This is a genomic window from Allohoeflea poritis, assembly GCF_027889715.1.
GTDB classification, from domain to species: Bacteria; Pseudomonadota; Alphaproteobacteria; order Rhizobiales; family Rhizobiaceae; genus Hoeflea_A; species Hoeflea_A poritis.
Map to the genome: position 1 here is coordinate 283594 of NZ_JAPJZH010000006.1, position 19288 is coordinate 302881.

At 60.6% G+C, this 19288-nt stretch carries 14 protein-coding genes; 5 read left to right on the plus strand and 9 right to left on the minus strand.

The window, feature by feature from the left end; all coding sequences use genetic code 11:
• The first annotated feature begins 22 nt into the window (after positions 1-22).
• The gene (locus tag OOZ53_RS12290) at positions 23-580 is read left to right on the plus strand and encodes a hypothetical protein (RefSeq protein WP_271089858.1); all 558 of its coding nucleotides are present in this window, start codon (positions 23-25) and stop codon (positions 578-580) included.
• Entirely contained in the window at positions 577-2838 is a 2262-nt protein-coding gene (locus OOZ53_RS12295; protein WP_271089859.1) for a hypothetical protein, read from the plus strand. Before OOZ53_RS12290 ends, OOZ53_RS12295 begins: the two co-directional genes overlap by 4 nt.
• A gap of 7 nt (positions 2839-2845) precedes the next feature.
• Here OOZ53_RS12295 and OOZ53_RS12300 read toward each other — a convergent pair whose 3' ends face one another.
• Entirely contained in the window at positions 2846-4006 is a 1161-nt protein-coding gene (locus OOZ53_RS12300) for a trans-sulfuration enzyme family protein (protein WP_271089860.1), read from the minus strand.
• Between the two features lie 184 nt (positions 4007-4190).
• Between OOZ53_RS12300 and OOZ53_RS12305 the strand changes: the two genes are divergently transcribed.
• Both OOZ53_RS12305 and OOZ53_RS12310 read left to right on the plus strand, forming a co-directional pair.
• Complete coding sequence (locus OOZ53_RS12305; RefSeq protein WP_271089861.1) at positions 4191-5180, plus strand: fumarylacetoacetate hydrolase family protein; 990 nt, start codon at positions 4191-4193, stop codon at positions 5178-5180.
• Positions 5177-5938 (plus strand): cyclase family protein, encoded by a 762-nt coding sequence (locus tag OOZ53_RS12310; RefSeq protein ID WP_271089862.1) that lies wholly within the window; start codon positions 5177-5179, stop codon positions 5936-5938. The genes OOZ53_RS12305 and OOZ53_RS12310 overlap by 4 nt, the downstream gene beginning before the upstream one ends.
• A gap of 62 nt (positions 5939-6000) precedes the next feature.
• Here OOZ53_RS12310 and OOZ53_RS12315 read toward each other — a convergent pair whose 3' ends face one another.
• Genes OOZ53_RS12315 through OOZ53_RS12330 form a run of 4 tightly spaced genes read right to left on the minus strand, consistent with a single transcriptional unit; the run spans position 6001 to position 13089 of the window.
• Positions 6001-7047: a DUF5655 domain-containing protein gene (locus OOZ53_RS12315; RefSeq protein WP_271089863.1), complete on the minus strand. Its 1047-nt coding sequence runs from the start codon at positions 7045-7047 to the stop codon at positions 6001-6003.
• 46 nt (positions 7048-7093) lie between these two features.
• Complete coding sequence (locus OOZ53_RS12320) at positions 7094-10285, minus strand: type I restriction endonuclease subunit R (RefSeq protein WP_271089865.1); 3192 nt, start codon at positions 10283-10285, stop codon at positions 7094-7096.
• A 6-nt stretch (positions 10286-10291) separates the two neighbouring features.
• Positions 10292-11512, minus strand: a complete 1221-nt coding sequence (locus tag OOZ53_RS12325) for a restriction endonuclease subunit S (protein WP_271089866.1) — start codon at positions 11510-11512, stop codon at positions 10292-10294.
• Positions 11512-13089, minus strand: a complete 1578-nt coding sequence (locus tag OOZ53_RS12330) for a type I restriction-modification system subunit M (protein WP_271089867.1) — start codon at positions 13087-13089, stop codon at positions 11512-11514. The genes OOZ53_RS12325 and OOZ53_RS12330 overlap by 1 nt, the downstream gene beginning before the upstream one ends.
• 275 nt (positions 13090-13364) lie before the next feature.
• On the opposite strand from OOZ53_RS12330, the gene OOZ53_RS12335 reads away from it, so the two are divergent.
• On the plus strand, positions 13365-14591 hold the full coding sequence (locus OOZ53_RS12335; RefSeq protein ID WP_271089869.1) for a T6SS phospholipase effector Tle1-like catalytic domain-containing protein: 1227 nt from the start codon (positions 13365-13367) through the stop codon (positions 14589-14591).
• A 3-nt stretch (positions 14592-14594) separates the two neighbouring features.
• Here the strand turns inward: OOZ53_RS12335 and OOZ53_RS12340 are convergent, their stop codons facing one another.
• The 4 genes from OOZ53_RS12340 to OOZ53_RS12355 form a co-directional block, all read right to left on the minus strand.
• A complete protein-coding gene (locus tag OOZ53_RS12340) occupies positions 14595-14999 on the minus strand; it encodes a (R)-mandelonitrile lyase (protein ID WP_271089870.1) in 405 nt (134 codons plus the stop codon).
• 71 nt (positions 15000-15070) lie between these two features.
• Positions 15071-15637 (minus strand): hypothetical protein, encoded by a 567-nt coding sequence (locus tag OOZ53_RS12345; protein ID WP_271089871.1) that lies wholly within the window; start codon positions 15635-15637, stop codon positions 15071-15073.
• Positions 15630-16463 (minus strand): polyphosphate kinase 2 family protein, encoded by an 834-nt coding sequence (locus OOZ53_RS12350; RefSeq protein WP_271089872.1) that lies wholly within the window; start codon positions 16461-16463, stop codon positions 15630-15632. Before OOZ53_RS12350 ends, OOZ53_RS12345 begins: the two co-directional genes overlap by 8 nt.
• Positions 16464-16525: 62 nt before the next feature.
• Positions 16526-19117: a plasma-membrane proton-efflux P-type ATPase gene (locus OOZ53_RS12355; RefSeq protein WP_271089873.1), complete on the minus strand. Its 2592-nt coding sequence runs from the start codon at positions 19115-19117 to the stop codon at positions 16526-16528.
• Positions 19118-19288 lie beyond the last annotated feature (171 nt).

Sequence of the window (19288 nt, forward strand, 5' to 3'; positions counted from 1 at the left end):
GCGAAGACCGAGGAGTGCTGTAATGCGATTTCGTTTCCTGACTGTATTGTCCGCCGTCTGTCTGGGCGTATTCGGCACCGGCGCACTGGCGCAGGACGCCTCCTCGGACGAACAGCCCGATTTCATCATCAAGGTGCCGGTGAAATTCGATAATCTGCACAAGGATATCACCGGTTCCTACGTGCATTGCGAGGCCTATTCGCCGGATTATGTCTATGGCGGCGAGCAGGCGACGCCAGCGCGCGCTTCCTCGGGCGATCTCGGCACCGACGATTATGACGGCATTGTCGAGATGGCGCTTTCCGTGCGCGATTACTGGGATCCGGACGATACGACCGAGATCGTCTGCGAGATGTCGTTCAACGTGAAGACCGACCGCGGCGTCGAGCGCATCGATTCCGAGCTTTACGGCCCGACGACGGCCTTTGGCCGCGACCGCAGCGCCTGCCGCCACGAGGTGGAATGGCTGCGCGCCGCCTGCACGGAGAAAGACAGCGAAGCGCTCGGCCTCATCCGCCACAAGCTGAACGAACCGGCAGCCGATTCGTCCACTGACACGAGCGCCGCCGCATCGGAATGAACAGCCGCCGGCCTGCGCTTGCCTTTCTTGCCCTCGCGCTGATCTTCGCCGCACCGGCGGCAGCGCAGGAGGAAGACACCTGCGCGGGCCTTGGCGACCTTTCCGGCCTCTACAAAACCTCCGACGGCAGCGTCGAGGCCAACTGGACCTTCGCCTCGTCGGGCGAAACGCCGCAGGCAGGCGATCCGTTCCAGGCCGAACACACCTATCTGCCCGCCGTCGAACGGCTGGGGCCCGGCCCGCATTACCTTCTGTTTGGACGGATCGGCGATGGCTGCCGCTCGATCAGCGGTACCTGGCGGGCACTCTTCGCGCCGGCGGGCGGCGGCCTGACGACGGGCAGCTTCACCGCCTCGGTGTCGCCGGGCGCAATCACCATCGTCAGCGCCGATGACGATGCGGACCAGCCCATCGGCTGGCTCGGCCTCAACTACCAGATCGACGGCAATGGCGAGCCCGTGCCGGTCGACTTGCAGGAGCGGCTCGCTTTTTCGGGCAACACAGCGACGACACGGGATGTCACCGTCGCAGGACAATTGCTGTTCGCCGGCGCGCGGCCTATAGTTGCGACGATCGAGATCGCGCAAACGCTGGCCTTTGACGGGCGACAACAGCGCAGCCGAACGGTCGAGACCAGCCCGCTGACCTTTGCCGGGCCGAGGGGTGGCGCACGGACCGTCGAACTTGATGCGACGCTGGTCTATCGCGGCGCATCCCTTGGTGCCCGTCCAATAGACCTTGCGGAAGCGCTCGCCTTTTCGGGCAAGAACAACGCGCAACGCGTTGTGGCTCCTGAGGAAAGCCTGTCCTTCAGCGGCAAGCCGCACATCAAGCGCACGGTCCTGTTATCCGAGACATTGGCCTTTCCCGGCCGGCCCGTCGCGACGCGCACCATCGCACTTGAAGAGGCCCTCGCCTTTTCCGGCAAGCCGCATGTGGTGCGGCGGCTGACCTTCGACAGCATGCTGGAATTCCATGGCGACGACCGTGCGCCGCGCCAGGTGGAAACCGGCGTGCTGCGCTTTTCGGGCATGCCGCCCGCCGCGCGCCGCATCGCCCTATCCGAGACGCTTGAACTGCATGGTCTGGCGCCGGCCGGGCGCACCATGACGCTGTCGCGGCGACTGGCCTTCCGGGCCGAGCGGGACGGCACGCGGCCCGTCGCTTTTTCGCAAAGCCTCGCCTTTTCCGGCCCGCTTGCAACGAGCCGCCCGGTCGAAATGACCGCGCCGCTCAGCTTCCACGGCGATACTGTGGAAACGCTGGATGTCGCCCTGCCCGTCGGCCTCGCCTTTTCCGGCAAGCAGGCGCGGGCGCGCATCGTCCTGACGGAGGCCGCGCTCGAATTTCACGGCATGACCGGGCCAGTCGAGGTCTCCATCGTCTTGGAGAATCTCGATCCGGTCGGCGCCGGACCCTGCGGGCTGATGCTCGATACGGGCCTGCGCACCCTCGATATCGAGGAGAGCCTGCCGGATACGCCGGAGGGCATTACACCGGAGTATATCGAGAAGCTGCGCGCCGCCTTCGGGCCTTATCACAGCTATGTCGCCGATACGCTCGACCGGCAGGCCGCCTGCATGGAGGAACGGCTTGAAGGCTTTCGCGCGATCGCCACGGACAACGCCCATGAAGGTTGGCTGAATGCGCCGACCTTCAATGCCGAGACCTTCTATACCAACCAGATCCGCGCCACGCGCAACGCCGCGCTCTATCTGCGTCAGATCGCCTGGGAGCTCGAGGGCATCGCGCAGATCCTCAATGACGAGGAAAGCTTCCACAGCTTCGTAACAGGCGTCGACGCACCGGAAGCGGCGAATTTCGGCCTGGTGACGGACGGCGCGGCGGTGCCGGTGCCGCAGGGCGGCGATGTCATGCGGGCGCGCGATTTCGAGCTGATGGTGAAACACGCCCCGGAAACCGCCGAAACGCTCGTCAATGAGCGCAACCGCTACCTGCACCGCAAGCTGGGGCAAAGACTCGCCTATCTCGAAGCGCTGCTGCCGCGCACCATCGGCGGCCTTGCCGAATGGACGCAGGTCGAGGGCTATCTGACCCGCGAATTCATGCCCCGTGTTGCCGGCGAGATCGCTGCCGGCACCGGCCAGGACGCGGCTTCCTATGCGCAGGAATTCTCCGAGCTTGCCCAGGTGACCGGCAACCGCATCAGTGGCGGCGAATTTGCCGACTTCATGGGCGGCAAGGTGCGTGACGGCGATTTCGACCCGTGGCCGGACGCGAAGGTCCTTCTACCCTGATCGATCCTCAGCGCGCGGCGCGGGAAAGCGCCTGTTCGAGATCGTGGATCAGGTCGTCCGCGTCCTCGATGCCGATCGATAGTCGCAGCAGCCTTTCATGCACGGGAAAGCCTTCGCCGGAGACTGTCTTGCGGTGTTCGATCAGGCTCTCGACGCCGCCCAGCGATGTCGCCGGATAAAACACCTCGCAAAAGCGCGCGACGTCGATCGCCGTCTGCTCGCTGCCCTTGACGATCAGCGACAGCATGGCGCCGAACTGGCCATCGGTCTGGCGGTTGGCGACTTCGTGTCCCGGATCGGAGGCAAGGCCCGGATAAAGCACCGCCTCCAGATGTTCGTGGCCTTCGAAATGCCGGGCGATGGCGAGCGCATTTTGCGACGCCCTTTCAACCCGCAGGAACAGCGTGCGCATGCCGCGGATGAGCAGCCAGGCATCGAAGGACTGCAGCACCGTGCCCTGCAGCTTGCGGATCTCTGCGATCTTCTCGAAACCCGCATCGGCTTGGCGCACCGACAGCGCGCCGGCGGTGACATCCGAATGACCGTTTAGGAATTTGGTGGCCGAGTGGAAGGAGATATCGGCGCCGTGTTCCAGCGCGCGGGTCATCGAAGGCGGCGTTGCCGTGCAGTCGGTGATCAGCCGCGCACCGGCCGCGCGGGCGATCTTCGAGGCTGCGGCGATATCAGTCACCTCCCAGTTGGGATTGTTCGGCGTTTCCACCCATAAAAGCGCCGTCTCGCCCGGCCGCACGGCGGCGGCCAGCTCGTCCAGATTGCCGGCCGTATAGGTGCTCAAGGCAAGAAGGCCCCTTTCCTCATAGGCGAGAAGCTGCTGGCGCACGCCGTGATACATGACTTCGGGCGCGACCACATGGGCGCCGGCGGCGAGGCTCTCGATGACCGCCGTACAGGCCGACATGCCGGAGGAGAACAAAAGCGTGTCGCCCGCGCCCTCCAGCTCGGCGATGATGCTTTCAGCCTGCTGCGTCGTCTGGCTGCCGTCGCGCCGGTACCAGTAGGGCTTGCGGGTCGAATAATTGTGATCGCGCGCATAGGTCGCCGTCGGCTGGATGGCCGGGATCACGGCGCCCGTCTCGTCCTCGACGAAGTGCAGCGCCTGGGCCGTGCGGGTCTGGATGGCGGGTTTGCGGTTGCGGCCGTCGGTCATGGTCTTTTCCGTGTCGGTTGAAGCAAGCCGGCGGACGCCGGACGAGCGGCACCATGGCACGGGCGACGGCGCGAAGAAAGAGGCGGCGCGGCGCAAATATCCGCCGGCGCAATTCACACCCCGGCCTTGCGTTCGACACGGTGTCGGTTAAGTCTCTTGGCGAGAAGACCAGGAGGCGCTCCCCATGAGATTGAGACGGGTCCGCACGGCCGACGGGCCGAGGATCGAGGCCGAGAACAACGGGCACTGGGTGCGCCTTGCCGACCTGTTGCGGCTCGCCACCATCGCCGAGGCTTCGGACGTGACGGGCGATCCGGCCTCCGACATGATCGCCGCGCTGCAGCTTGGCGAAAAGGGCTGGGCGGCGCTGGCCGCCGAGATCGAGAGCCACGGCCGCCCGGCGCGCGCCGACGGGCATGTCACCCTGCCCTTCCAGCCGGCCTCGTTCCGCGATTTCATGCTGCATGAGGAACACGCCATCAACGCCACGCGCGCCTATGTGAAGCGCTTCATGCCCGCCGCCTACCGCACTGCCAGCTTGGTCGAGAAGATCACCGGCAAGCCGTTCAGGAAGTTCCGCCCCAAGCCGCTCTGGTACAAGGAGCCGATCTACTATTTTGGCAATCATCTGAATGTCGCAACCGACGGCGACGAGATCGCCTGGCCGGCCTATACGAAGGCGCTGGACTATGAGCTGGAGATCGGCGCGGTGCTGGCCCACCCGCTCAAGGATGCGAGCCCCAGGGAGGCGGAAGCGGCGATCGGCGGCTTCGTCGTGCTCAACGATTTCAGCGCGCGCGACGTGCAGGGGGCGGAGATGGGGTCGGGCTTCGGCCCGCAAAAGGCCAAGCATTTCAACAATGCGATTTCGGCGGTCGTGGTCACGGCCGATGAGGTCCTGCCGCATATCGATGCTCTTTCGGCCTCCGTTTCGATCAACGGGCGCACGGTTTCCACATGCCATTCGGCCGGCATGCGCTTTTCCTTCGGCGAATGCATCGCCCGGGCGGCGCGCGGCGAGCAGCTGCACCCGGGCGAACTCTTCGGCTCCGGCACGCTGCCCGGCGGCAGCGGCATGGAGACCGACAACTGGCTGAAGCCCGGCGATGAGCTGACGCTGACCATCGAGCGCATCGGTTCGCTGACCAACACAATCGCAGGAGCGCCCGCATGAAGGTTGTCGATCTTTCGAAGCCGATCAAGTTCAACCCGGCCGATCCGTCCTTCATGCGCGTGAAGATCAGGCACAAGCCGCACCGCATCGGCCGGCTGCTGGTGCGCATCCTCGGCCTGCCCTTCCGGCTGATGCCGAAGGACTTCGTCGGCTGGGCGGACGATACGATCACGAAGATGGGCGTGCACGCCACCACCCATATCGATGCGCCCTGGCACTATGGCGAGACGAGCGGCGGCAAGCGCGCGCAGACCATCGAGGAAATCCCGCTCGATCAGTGCATCGGCCCCGGCATCGTCTTGGACATGACCCACAAGAAGGACGGCGAGATGATTCTGCCCGCCGACCTTGACGCGGCGCTGGAGGCGAATGGCGGTGAAATCGGCCCCGGCACCATCGTCCTCATCCGCACCGGGCGCGATGCATTCATCGGAACGAAGGAATACTGGAAGCGCGGCACCGGCATGGGCGCCGAGGCGACCAACTGGCTGCTCGACAAGGGCGTGACGGTCTGCGGCATCGATCAGTGGGGCTGGGACCTGCCCTTCCACCACCAGATCGCTACCTCAAAGGCCGAAAACCGCGACGACCTCTTCTGGGAAGGCCACAGGGTGGGCCAGCAGCGCCCCTACTGGCACATGGAGCAGCTCGTGAACCTCGCCGCCCTGCCGGCGAACGGGTTCAGGGTTTGTGTTTTTCCGCTGAAGCTGGTGGGGGCGAGCGCGGCGCCGGCAAGGGTGGTGGCGCTGGTGGAGTGAGTTTCGAGCTAAAGGGTGTTTGTATTCTGCAAATCAAAGATCATGTCGATTCAGCGGCGAAGCTATGATGCAAAATAACTATCTTCAAATAGCATTTCAGCCCGCTCCAAATCTGCCATGGATTCAATCGTTACTTCGAGATCACCAGTTCCGAAATGGCCTATTTGTCGAACGTCTCGTGTAAATCCTTCTGCCAAAATCACAGTGTCCGGTTCGACATTCAGATAAACACGCAACAACTGCTTTTGATTGTAGATTTGCACTGACGCGAAGTTTCGACGCCGGCGGTAAGCTATGTAGTGTTTTTGCGGATTGATTTTGATGTCATTCCCCAAACTCCGCAATTTCACATCAAGCGCGTCATACAGCTCGCGAAGGTTTGTTGGGGCCGCTTCAATTTTTTCAAGTGTCGTGGGAATTCTTCGAACGCTCTTTCTCTTGGCTTCACCATCTCTGGCTGGTACTGCCTCTTCCAGTTCTTCGGCTAGCTTTGGCAAAACAAGCAGTCTGTGGATCAATCCTTCAACTGTATCCAATATTGTTGTTAGTTGTTCCTTGCTAGGCGCCCATCCTCGGTGTGCAGCGGCATTACCAGCCTGAACGACTGGCTTAATGATTTCGTGCTCGTGTTGCGAGATTTTGCCACTCTCACGAAGCGCTTTCAAACCGCTTTGAAAGTTTCCTTTGTCACCAACTGTGAGAACAATCAGCCGATCGAGTAACGTGCGAGATCCGAACGTTGCGAGATAATGAGATTCTGTTTGAAGCGACTTATATGTCTCTCTCAAAATCTCTTGCAATGTCGGATCGGGTAGATCGTCAAACCAATTGGGTAAGTCTCGATAGGTAACAGGCGGATAAATGGTTTCGTTCCAATGCCCTTCACTATCTTGTTCGCCCGTTGTAGGGTCCTCAAAATACTCAATATCGTCTTCAGTAAGTGTTCGTTTCACCAATGCAGAATGCTCGCAACCACAGCATTCGATAATCAGCAACTCATTTTTAGTCCAATAGCCATTATCGCTGGTCTTTGTGTATTCACGCTGAACAAAGTGGTTGGTGTGACCACTGCAAATGTTGCAGAAAAATTTCCGAATCTGATCGCTCATACGACAATCTATAGTGGTATCATCCAGCCTTGTGTACCGCTTAGATTCAATCTTGTTCAGCAGCGCTTTGCATTATCCAGTCATAGGTCCGTTCAACTTTACGGTTCCACATGCTCTCCTCATATGATGCTGGAAGCGCATCGAGCGCCTCTCTAATTTTCGCGCGAACGGCTGCCCTTGCCTTTTCTCGAAGCTGCCAGTCGAGCGCTTCGACTTCTGTCTTCACCCTGTGCAGCACATCGCCCGCAACCCGCTTGACCACTTCCCGCTCGTCTTCGCTAAGCTCAGGTCCGGGATTGGTCAGAAGATCGAATATGGCCAGTTCCTCTTCAGCCAGTCCTTCTCGTACGTTGCGGCGTTCTTCATCATCCAGCGTGCTCAGGAAATCGAGCAGGCGATTGACGAACTCCTCGGCCTCCATGTTTCCCGTGTTGTACTCGGCGACCAATGCTTCGAACTTTGCGACCAGTGTCGAGCGAATGGGATTTCGTGCAGCCATGGCCTTGACCTTTGCGCCTACGGCCGTTCGGAGCTTCTGCGCGCGCGTGGCAATCGCTTCGTCTTCCTTTTCCGCTCGTAGCTTATCAATGTCTATCTTGCTCAGATCGACCCGCCCTGTCGCATCATCGTCCTGCCGGATGGCAGCGCTTATTTGCACACCTTCGATGACATCGTCCAACAGGTCCTGGATTGCGTTTTCAATATCCGAAATATCGACCTGTCCCCGATCCGCCTTCAGGCATTTTGCAACAAAGCGCAGCACGATAGCGCGGGCTTGTTCCGCACGGGCGCGCTTGTCCGGTAGAGCTGCGGTGAAGAGGCCCCAGACGTGCTTTTCATGCGCTGTGAAGGTCTTCACTACGTCGTCGCGAAGATTGAGCGCATCACGCGCCTTGTCGATGGCCGCCTGGCGATCGAATCCACGTGACGTGCGAATTGCCGACAAATCGGCACCATGGAAGCTCGCAAATTTCTCAACCTCATCCAGCGCTTTGAGGAATTCGGCGATCAGCTCGCCTTTGTCTTCAATCGGAGGCTTGTCATCCGTACGGGGTGTTACGTAGATTTCCAGCGCCTCCTGCAATTTGCGAAATATGCCGACATAATCGACGATCAGACCCGCTGACTTGCCTTCGGACGTGCGGTTGGCGCGCGCTATCGTCTGCATAAGCGTGTGATTGCGCATCGGTTTATCGAGATAGACCGTTGAGCAGGTCGGCACATCGAAGCCCGTTATCCACATGGCGCAAACGAATATCAGTCGCAGCGGATCTTCGTCGGCTTTGAAGCGATCATCGAGATCTTCATCGAGAATACGCTTTCGGTGAGGGCGAATGTCGATGCCAAATTTCTCAAGATCGGCAATCTCATTCTGGCTCTGGCTCACGATCACGGCCATCTCGGTCTCGCGCATGTATTTAAGCCGATCCGTTTCTTCTTCTGTCGGGCTTGTCAGAGCCTCGAGGCGTTCGATCTCGGCATTCCAGCGTTTCTGCACCTTCTCGTGCATTCGCAGCGCCGTCGCCTTGTCTATGGCAACAAACATGCCTTTTCCGCGATAGCCGCGCGCTGGGAAGTGCTTAACAACATCTTCGGCAATCTTTTCGAGCCGGTCGTCTCGCGTGATGACGTGATATTGCCGCCCCATGCGTCGCTCGAGAGCTTTTTCCTGCTCTTCGTCGAGATCGGCATCGTCCAGCAATTCACCGAGCCGCTCATTCAGGTCATCGACCTTGAGCTGCAACTCGGGAATACGGTTCTCATAGTAGAGCGGAACAGTCGCGCCATCTTCCACGGACTGTGCAAAGTCATAGACCGAGACATAATTGCCGAAGACCTCGCGGGTCTTTTCTTCGCCCGCCAATAGCGGCGTACCGGTGAACCCAATAAAACTGGCATTGGGCAGGGCTGAGCGCATGTTCGCAGCAAAGGTGGCGTATTGCGAACGGTGGGCCTCATCCACGATCACTACGATGTCGTCGCGATCGGAAATCACGCCCAGCGGTTCAAGCTTATCCTCGCTGGCAAACTTCTGGATCAGTGTGAACATGAAGCGCTCATTGCCTTCCAACAATTGCAGAAGATGCTTGCGGGTCTGCGCCTGCGCGGCATCAGTTTGCTTTTCCAGCAGTCCGCATTCGGCGAAGGTCCGCGCGATCTGGTCGTCTAGTTCAGTTCGGTCGGTGACAATGACGAAGGTCATACCGCCGCGCATCTTGCGCAGTGCCTTACGCGCGAAGAAAACCATGGAGAGCGATTTACCGGAGCCCTGCGTGTGCCAGAACACGCCGATCTTGCCGTCGTTTTCTTCCCGCTTGTCCAGATTGGCGATGGCCCGGTTCACGCCGATCTTCTGGTGGTTTTGCGCAATCTTCTTCGCAAGGCCGTTTTTCTCGTCTTGAAACACGGTGAAATTTTCTACCATGTCGAGCAGTGCGGCGGGTGTGCAGGCAGCGCGTATGGCGCGTTCAAGTGAGATCTGTCCCGGTTCGTCTTCGTCCAACCGTTTCCATTGGCGGAAGAAGCGCCACGGGGCGTGGGAGGCGCCGATACGGGTGTCGGAGCCGTTGGACAGCAGGACAAAGCCGTTGCCGTGAAAGGCGTGCGGGATGGTGTCTTTATAGTCGGTCAGGTTGCCGGTGAAGGCGCGCTGCACGTTCACCTGCATGCCTTTGAGCTCGATGAACAGCAGCGGCATGCCGTTCACGAAACCGATCAGATCGGCGCGGCGAGAATGGAGTTCCGTGCCGAACCACACTTCCTCGGCGAGCAGAAAATCATTGGCGTCGATGGCTCGCCAGTCGATCACGCGGGCGGTCTGCGTCTCCGCCTCACCGCGTGCATTGCGGGTGGACACGGGCACGCCATCGCGCAACAGCGCCATCACCTCACGGTTGGCGGCATAGGGCGAAAGGCCGATGCGCGGGCGGGTGATCTCGCGATAGGCCTGTTCCAGTGCGTCGCCGTCCAGATCGGCGTTCAGCCTTGCGAGCGCCGCGCGCAGTCGGTCCGGCAGCCACCATTCGCGCGGATACCAGCCTTGGGTTTCCGACTGCTCACGATGCAGGGTGCGGCCCTGGGCCAACGTTTCGTCTTCGAATTCCCTTCGGAGGTCGAGCGTCGCCCATCCGAGTTCAGCGAACAGCTGCACCGCCGGCTTCTGCACCAGCGCATGCTCGGAGAAACCGGAATGATCGGGGTCCGGCTGCTTGTAGAGTATGTCCGGCGGCTCACTCATCCACGCCTATCCCGCCGCTGCGGTGTTCAGCGTAGCCGCTTCGGAGACATCGACCTGGCCGGAAATTAGGCGCGGGAGGAGGAGATCGCGGGTAGCACGGAGGTTAATTGTCGTATGCGCGAGAGCAAATATCAAATCCATGATCGGAGTGACGATAAGATCAAATTCATTGAGAATATTTTTAGAGGGCAACACAATGGGTAAGCTGAGTACGGCTCGTTGATTCAGTCCGGGTTGCGCTGCGTTAGTGTTTTTTCCGCGAATTGTTTGTTGCATGAAGCTCTGCGAGAGCCAGAAATACAAAAAAGACGGGCTAATTCTGTTCGAACGTAACAAAAATACGTGCTCGTTAACCGCGCACTCTTTGTGGGGGTATCCACTCCACGCCATGGCTAAGCGGCCTATGTGAGCCCCGTCTTTGTACATCATCACATCGCCATGACGTAATTTGCCCTTAGACATTTTGTCAAAAAAAGATCTAGGGATTAGCTTCTCCTTGCCGAAATCATGCTTCGCCAAACCATTGATGTTTTCAGCGCCTATGCTTGGAACCTCTCCGTCGCCGGCGATGCCTCCCTTTGGGCGCCGACCACTCTGTATTTCAACACACGCAGTCTCCAATGTTGCTGTTGGGAAATTGGCTTCCCTGAGCGTTTCCTCAAATACCCTGCGGCCCATTTCTTCAAGGATGGCAATGCGGCGCTCGTTGACCGCGATCAGATCGTCATAGGCCGACAAAATCCCCGCAATCCGCTTTTGGATGGGCAGGGGTGGCGTTTTGACCGTCAGGCTACTGAAGGCTGACTTGTTCAAGATCGGTGTCCTGACCCCTGTGGAAGAGCCAAGTGAAAGGAGTTCGTCTTTGCGAAGGCGCAGCGAATAGAACAGGAACGAAGGGTCGACATTCGCTCTGGGAACAATAGTGTTGATCTGCTGGTTGGTGAACGATGGGCGATCGGTCATGATGGCGTTGCCCATCTGCCAGCCAATGCAGGATACGCAGACGGCTTCGGCGGGAACACGAATGCGCTTCAAAAGCTCCGCACCTTCGTCGGATAGACCACGACCGGTCTCACGCGCATACTTGCCCTGATGCATATCACCAGGGGTTATGAATGGGAACTTGTCGCCGAAGTAACTAGGCTGGTCAGTTGAAGGCGTGCGACCGGTAAAGACATCTCCAAGGTCGCCAATTCTCACTTCAGGCCAATGTTCCATGACTACCATCACGCCTCCAGAATATCGGCTACACTGCGGGCGATGGCAATATCCAGTTCGCGGGCCTCGGTGTTCAGCTCCTCAAGCTCCGCCTGCAATTCCGTCAGCCTTTCGCGGAAGTCGACGCCGTCATCCTCACGCTCCGTCACGCCGACATAGCGGCCCGGATTAAGCGACCAGCCTTGTTTTTCGATCTCCTCGCGCGATACCGCCCGGCAGAGGCCGGCAACATCGCGATAAACCAAGCCGTCCCCACCCTCGGCATCGAATCGCTCCTTTAGCCAGGCATCCGAAGCCCAGTTCAGTTCAGGATCGGTCTGCCTCCATAGCCGCACGATGTTGGCCAGCGCCTCGATCTGCCAGTCCTCGAAATCGCGAAATGCACGCGTGACTTGCCGGAACATGTTGCGCGCATCGATGAACAGCACTTCACCTTCCCGTTCCGTCCCGATTTTGCCCTTGTCGTAGAACCACAACGTGCACGGCAAGGTAACGGTGGTGAACATATTCGGCCCCACCGCGGCGATCACATCCACGGCGCCGGTGTCAATTAGCTTCTTCCTGATCTCGGCTTCTGATCCGCGTGCATCAGAGGCCGAATTGGCCATGACGAAACCGGCCCGGCCTTCGTCGTTCAGCGCCGAGAAGAAAAGGCTGATCCAGAGATAGTTGGCATTGTCCGCCGTCGGCAGGCCGAAGGGGAAGCGGGCGTCAATGACCTCTTCGCCACGGACATCCTTTTTCAGCTTGGTCTTGTCCACTTTGTCTACATTGAATGGCGGATTGGCCATGACGAAATCAAACTTGCCGACGCTGTCATATGGGTCTTCGTAATAAGAGTTTGCCTCGCTTACTTGACCGCCTATGCCGTGCATCGCGAGGTTCATCTTCATCAGCCGCAACGTCTCGCGGGTTTTCTCGATGCCGTAGACGGAGAGCGCCTTTCCAGGCTCGCGCCGGTGCCGCGCCACGAAGTCCGCTGAATGTGCGAACATGCCGCCAGAGCCACAGGCAGGATCATAGACCCTACCTTCATATGGCTCGATGATTTCCACGATCAGCCGCACGATGGAAGACGGGGTGTAGAACTCACCGCCCTTCTCCATGGTCGCCTTCGCGAACTCGCCCATGAAATATTCATAGACTTGGCCGAATGTGTCGCCTGACAGATCAAGCGGTTCAAGCAACCGCAACAATTCCAGCAGCGTATCTTTCGGGATTTCGGCGAAGCTTTTCGGTAGAGCATCGGCGAGATCCGGGTTGTCGCGCTCGATCTGCTCCATTGCATTGTTCAATTCCTTGCCGAGATCAGCATCTTCGGGAAGCTGGTTGAGCCAATCGAAGCGAGATTGCGGTGTCAGATAGATGGCGCCATGCGCCTTGTATTCATCCGGTCCCGGCCGAATACGCGACCCCGGCTTGGGTTTCAGTTTTTCCTCAACTTTCGCGAACCGGGTATCGGCGAATTTGAGAAAGAGAAGGCCCAATACCGGCCGCGAATACTCCGATGGCCGCAACCCCGAATTGGCCCGAAGTTCATCAGCCGTATCCCAAAGCCGCTTTTCGATCTCTTTCATGCTCATCATGATAAAACGCCACTCCCCAACCACGTGAAGCAAGGATTAGTTGATTTCTTGAGCTGAAACCAGATGTTGTGGGGGTAAATGAGCTACCTATTGCCATGCGTAACTCCCGGGCCCGTTGGTTCAAAGGCGCGTTTGCCAATCAAAACATCGTTTGCAAGCTGCGCGATCAAGCGACCGTCGATTTTCTCATTGAAGAATTTGATGTGGAATAAATAACAGTCTCCACCCCCACCCCATGCTACCCTACAACCTCCACGCTAACCCCGGAGGTCCTCATGGTCGGCAGACGCATCGTGATCCTTTGCGACGGAACGTCGAACGAGATCGAGTCGGACAGGACGAATGTGCTCAGGCTCTACGGGGCGCTGGAGAAGGATGACCGGCAGCTGGTCTTTTACGATCCCGGCGTCGGCACGTTCGGGGCGGCGAATGCCTGGTCTTATACGTGGCGCAAGGCGCATGAGGTCTTCGGGCTCGCCACCGGCTGGGGGCTCGATCACAATGTGAAGGAGGCCTACCGGTTCCTCGCCGAGACCTATGACGAGGGCGAGAAGGCGAAGACGCGCTCGGCTAAGAAGATACCCGCCCGGCCGGCGGACGAGATCTATCTCTTCGGCTTCTCGCGCGGCGCCTATACGGCGCGGGTGCTCGCCGGCTTCATCCACGCGGTCGGGCTGATGCGGCCGATCAATCTGAACCTTTTAGACTATGCCTATGCGGCCTATAAATCGGTGAGCGACCGGACCGAGAACGAGAACCGCGACGAGCGCGACCCGACGCTCAACCCCTTCGCCGAGGTGCGGCTCTTCGAGCGCATCCTGCAGCCGCGGCGCCCGACGATCCGCTGCCTGGGGCTGTTCGACACGGTCGGCTCGGTGATCGAGCGCGGGCGCGGCATGCCAAGGCTGCGCACCCATGCCTTTACCAGGACGAACAAGAGCGTCGAGGCGGTGCGCCATGCCGTCGCCATCGATGAACTCCGCACCATGTTCCAGCCGCAGCTCTGGCCGGCGGGCGGCGACTATTGGGGCGGGCCCTTCAAAGGCGAGACCGTCAAGGAACAGGATGTCAAGGAGGTCTGGTTCTCGGGCGTGCATGGCGATGTCGGCGGCGGCTATCCGGAGGCGGCCTCGAAGCTCGCCAAGATCCCGCTCGACTGGATGATCGCCGAGACGAAGGCGCTGGGGCTCAAATACAAGCCCGACACGGTGGGCGAGATCGTGCTCGGCACGAATGCCCACAAGGACTATGTGAAGCCCGACCCGCTGGCAAAGCCGAACGAATCCATGAATGCGGTGTGGAAGCTGCTGGAATATGTGCCGCGGCGGGTCAAGCCCTTCCGGCCGACCGAGCGGGGCGCCTTCATGGGCTGGTATCTGCCGCAGGGCGAGCGGCGGATCATCCCGGCGGGCGCTGCGATCCACAATTCCGTCTTCAAGCGGCGCGGCACGCCGAGCGATTATGACCAGCCGAACATTCCGGATGATCACACCGTCGTTTGAGGCCTAACCGTTGGCTGCCGCGTAGTCTTCGTCCGACACATGCTCCAGCCAGGTGACGTTGGAGCCGTCCAGCGCCTCGTGGATGGCGATGTGGGCCATGGCGTTGTTTTCCGTCGCGCCGTGCCAGTGTTTTTCGCCCGGCGCGATCCAGACCGTGTCGCCCGGCAGGATTTGACGAGCCGCCTCGCCCGCCTTCTGGACATAGCCGGCGCCGGAGACGACATGCAGCGTCTGGCCGAGCGGATGGGTGTGCCAGGCGGTGCGCGCGCCCGGCGCGAAACGGACAAGCAGCGCCCGCACGCGCGCCGGCTCGGGCGCGGAAACGATCGGGTCCATCGTCACGTCTCCGATGAAATAATCCGCGCTGCCGCTGTCGGTCGGGCGGGCGCCCGCCTTGAAGATCTCCATGCTCGCCTCGTTTCTGCTGATGGGGTTGCCCCGAGCCTACACAATCGCGCGGCGCCGCAACAGTGCGAGGCTCACTTGGCTTTTGTGCGGAAGCACAGCGCCAGCCAGACGATCAGCGCGAGTGACGCGAGGATCATCAGGAACTTCACGCTGGTGGCGGCGCTGGCCAGGCCGATTGCCCAGCCGCTGATCCCGTCTCCCGCCAGGAAGCGGGCGAACTGCCTCAGATGGATGAGGTTTTCCGTCCAGTCGGCGATGACGGCAAGCGCCACCGGCGCAAGCAGGGCGGCGCGGTGGCGGCCGGCCCCGACGGTGCGGATCATCACCAGCATGATGATGGCGAGCACGCCGCCGTAAAGCAGCGGGAAGAGAAGATCCCATTGCAAGAAGGCGCGCTCGGCTTCCGGGCCGCCGGGCGTATCGGCAATCACCTGCCACACGGCCTCGGCTTTGGCTTCGCCGTAACCGGTGAGCCGCGCATATAGCGGCGAACAGATGTCGGCGGACTGTTCGATGGCGGATTCAACGACCGCGTATCCCGAGGCCGTCTTCATGAAGGAAATGCCGGCTAAGGATATCACCAGCCCGGACCCGAGCAGCAGACCTGCCAGCACCACATTGCGGAGCTTTTTACCCATCCTTCTCGGCCTTGTGGTATTTCGCGCGGATCTCATCGATATCGACGCTGGGTTCCGGTGCCTTCATGTCCATTGCCCGCAGCGCCTCCAGGATGATCTTCGAGGCGGCAAGGTTGCGGAACCATTTGTGGTTGGACGGCAGCACGTACCAGGGCGCTTCCTTTGTCGAGCATTTGGTCAGCATTGCCTCGTAGGCCGCGACATAATCGTCCCACAATTCGCGTTCCGAATAATCGGATTCGGAGATTTTCCAGCGCCGCGCCGGATCGTCGAGCCGCCGCTTGAAGCGCTCGAGCTGCTCCTCTCTGGAGATGTAGAGGAAGAATTTGACGATGGAGACGCCGGCCTTCGTCAGGCCCTTCTCGAAGGCGTTGATCGCATCGTAGCGCATTTCCCAGACATGTTTCGGCGCCAGCTTGTGCACGCGCACGACCAGCACATCCTCATAATGCGAGCGGTTGAAGACCCCGACCTGGCCGAGGCCGGGCACCTTCTTGTGGATGCGCCACAGGAAATCATGGGCGAGCTCCTCATGCGAGGGCTGCTTGAAGCCGGTGACGGCCGTGCCCTGCGGGTTCATCGCCTGGATGACATGCCAGCACACGCCGTCCTTGCCGGCCGCGTCGATGCCCTGCAGGACCACGAGCAGCGCATGCTTCTTCTCGGCATAGAGAAGCTCCTGAAGCCGCGTGATCTCGCTCAGCGTCTCGCCGAGCTCCGGCATCGCCTTTTCATGGCTTTCGTGATGGCCGTGGAAGCCCGGATCGATATCGGCGAGGCTGACCTTGGCTCCCGGTCTGATCATCAGTTTCTCGCGATAATCCATCGCCTTTTCCTTTGTCGCTCGATTTGTCCGAAAACCGGCTCCCACTTTTCGGATCTCGCGGACTAGCCCCCGTGCAGGTGGCCGTGCTGGTGCAGCGGCGCGTTGACGATCTCGGCAAGCCGCGCCCGTCGGTCGAGCCGGTTGTCGATCAGCCGCTCCATGCCGACCCGCACCGCGCCGAGGATCACAAGCCAGGCCAGAAGATAGACCCAGACCCAGAAAATCACCGTCCATGAAATCTGCGGAACGATCCAGCCGAAGCCGCACATCAAAACGGCGAGCGCCTGGGTGCAGACAATGGCAATGGCCAGCTGCCGCGACGGGAAAGGCGGCTCGAAGAACCAGCGATGGGTGCGGGTGACGAGCAGGAGCAGATGGCCGCCGGCGACGAGCTGCAGGAACATCACTGACTGCAGATGCTCCTTGCTGGTGATGCCGAACCAGGCGGAGGCGCCGGCATGATCGAGCACGGCAAAGCCGATCAGAAGCAGTCCGAAGGACTGCACGATGGAGCCGAAACCGAGCACCGCCGAAACCGACAGGAGCCGCGGCATGCGCCAGCGGATCGGGTTCTTCGAGACCGCCGTATTGTCATAGGCGATGGTCATGATCGGTACGTCGTCGAGCAGCGACATGATGACGATCATGATCGCCGTCAGCGGCTGGAAGCCGAGGAAGATGGTCGACAGAACGACCAGGAACATGATGTCCATGGTCAGCGCCACGCGGTAGATGGTGTAGGAGGTGATGCGCCCGAAGATGCGCCGCGCCTCGTCGATGGCATTGTCGATGACCGAAAGGCCCGGCGCCGTCAGGATGAGCGCCGCCGCGCCGCGCGCCGCGTCCGTCGCGCCGGAGACGGCGGTGCCGCAATCGGCCTGTTTGAGCGCCGGCGCGTCGTTGACGCCGTCGCCCGTCATCGCAACGAGGTGGCCGCGCTGCTGCAGCGCCTTGACGATGGCATATTTGTGCTCCGGGAAAACGCGGGCGAAGCCGTCGGCCTTTTCGATGGAATCGGCAATCTTGGCGGGCACGTTGTCCGGGTCCATGTCCTTCGGGAACGCCTCGGCTGCGGGAATGATGTTGGTGCCGAGGCCAAGCTGGCGCGCTGTCTCGCGGGCGATGGCGGTGTCATCGCCCGTCACCATCTTGACCGAAACGCCCTTGGCGCGAACTTTTTCGATGGTCGCCTCGGAATCGTCGCGCGGCGGGTCGAACATCGGCAGAATGCCGAGCAGTTTCCAGCTCTTGCCGCCATCGGTGGAGCGGGCAACGCCGAGTGCCCGGTAGCCGCGCTTGCCGAGATCGGCAACCGACTGCTCGACCTTGTCGGCAATGTCCTTCGCTGGCTTCGCCAGATCGACAATCGCCTGCGGCGCGCCCTTGGCGACGCTCAGCGCAGCGCCTTTCTCGTCGGTCGCCTCGGCCATGGTGCGTTTCGACACCGGATCGAAGGGCGTGAACTTCGTGACGTGATAGGCGTCGCGCGCGACCGGGTTCTTCAGCGCCGCCAGCACGGCCGTGTCGATGACATCGGCATTTTCCCGCTCCGATGCTATGGCGGCGGCAAGAACCACGTCCTGCGGGTCGGTCGCTTCCAGCAGGATCGGATCGCCCAGCGAAAGCTGGTTCTTGGTCAGCGTTCCGGTCTTGTCAGAACACAATATATCGACCCCGGCCATTTCCTCGATGGAGGCAAGGCGCGAAACGATGGCCTTCTCCTTCGACAGCGCAAGCGCGCCGAGCGCCATGGTGATCGAAAAGACGGCGGGCATCGCCACCGGGATCGAGGCGACGAGCAGGATCAGCACGAATTGCAGGATATCGAGCGCATCGGCGAGACCCCAGTTCTCGGCAACCACGATATCGCGCCAGACCTGTACGGCGACCATGATGAGCGCCAGAACCACGGCGACGGCAATCAGGAAGTTGCCGATCTGGAACATCGCCCGCTGGGCATGGCTGACCGCGCCGGCGCCGGCGACGAGCTTGGCGGTGCGCCCGAAAAAGGTGTTGGCGCCGGTAGCGATCACCACCGCATCCATCTCGCCCTGCTTGACGACGGAGCCGGAATAGGCCTCGTCTCCGGGCTTCTTGGCGACCGGCAATGATTCACCGGTCAGCGCCGCCTGGTCGATGGAGGCGTAATCGCCCGACACCAGCCGCAAATCGGCGGGAACAATCTCGCCGAGACGGATCCTGACCATGTCGCCGGGCACAAGCGTTGCCGCATCGATCGTCTTCAAGGCACCGTCGCGCAGGGCGGTGGCGTGCGGGGCAAGGCTCTTCTTCAGCGCCGCCAGTGCGTTGGACGCCTTCATGTCCTGCCACAATTCAAGGCTGGCGTTGAAGACAAGCAGGCCGAAGATGATGATGAAATCATCCCAGCGGCCGAGAAAGGCGGACACAAGCGCCGCCGCCTCGATCATGAAGGCGATCGGGCCGGTGAAATATTTGAGGATCTTCCGAGCAAGGCTGACATGTTTTTCCGGCAGCGCGTTGGGGCCGTATTGCTTGAGCCGTTTTTCGACCTCGGCAGCCGACAGGCCCTTTGCCGGATCCACCTGGAGCTGCTTGAGAACGCCGTCGACGGGCATGGATTCCAGGTCGGTTCCGCCCTGCTGCGTCGCTGCGGTTTTGTCGGTCGTGTTCATACGCCAATCCCGAATTGCCTCAACCCGACGAGTATGGACAATCTAGAGCGAGTTGTGACCAGATTGAAGCATTTGATGGCGGAAAATCGGCCCATCGGCTAGGCGCGTCGCGCAGCGCGATGTGGTGCATCGGGCAAGCGGCGCAACAACGCCGATGGGCCGATTTTCCCC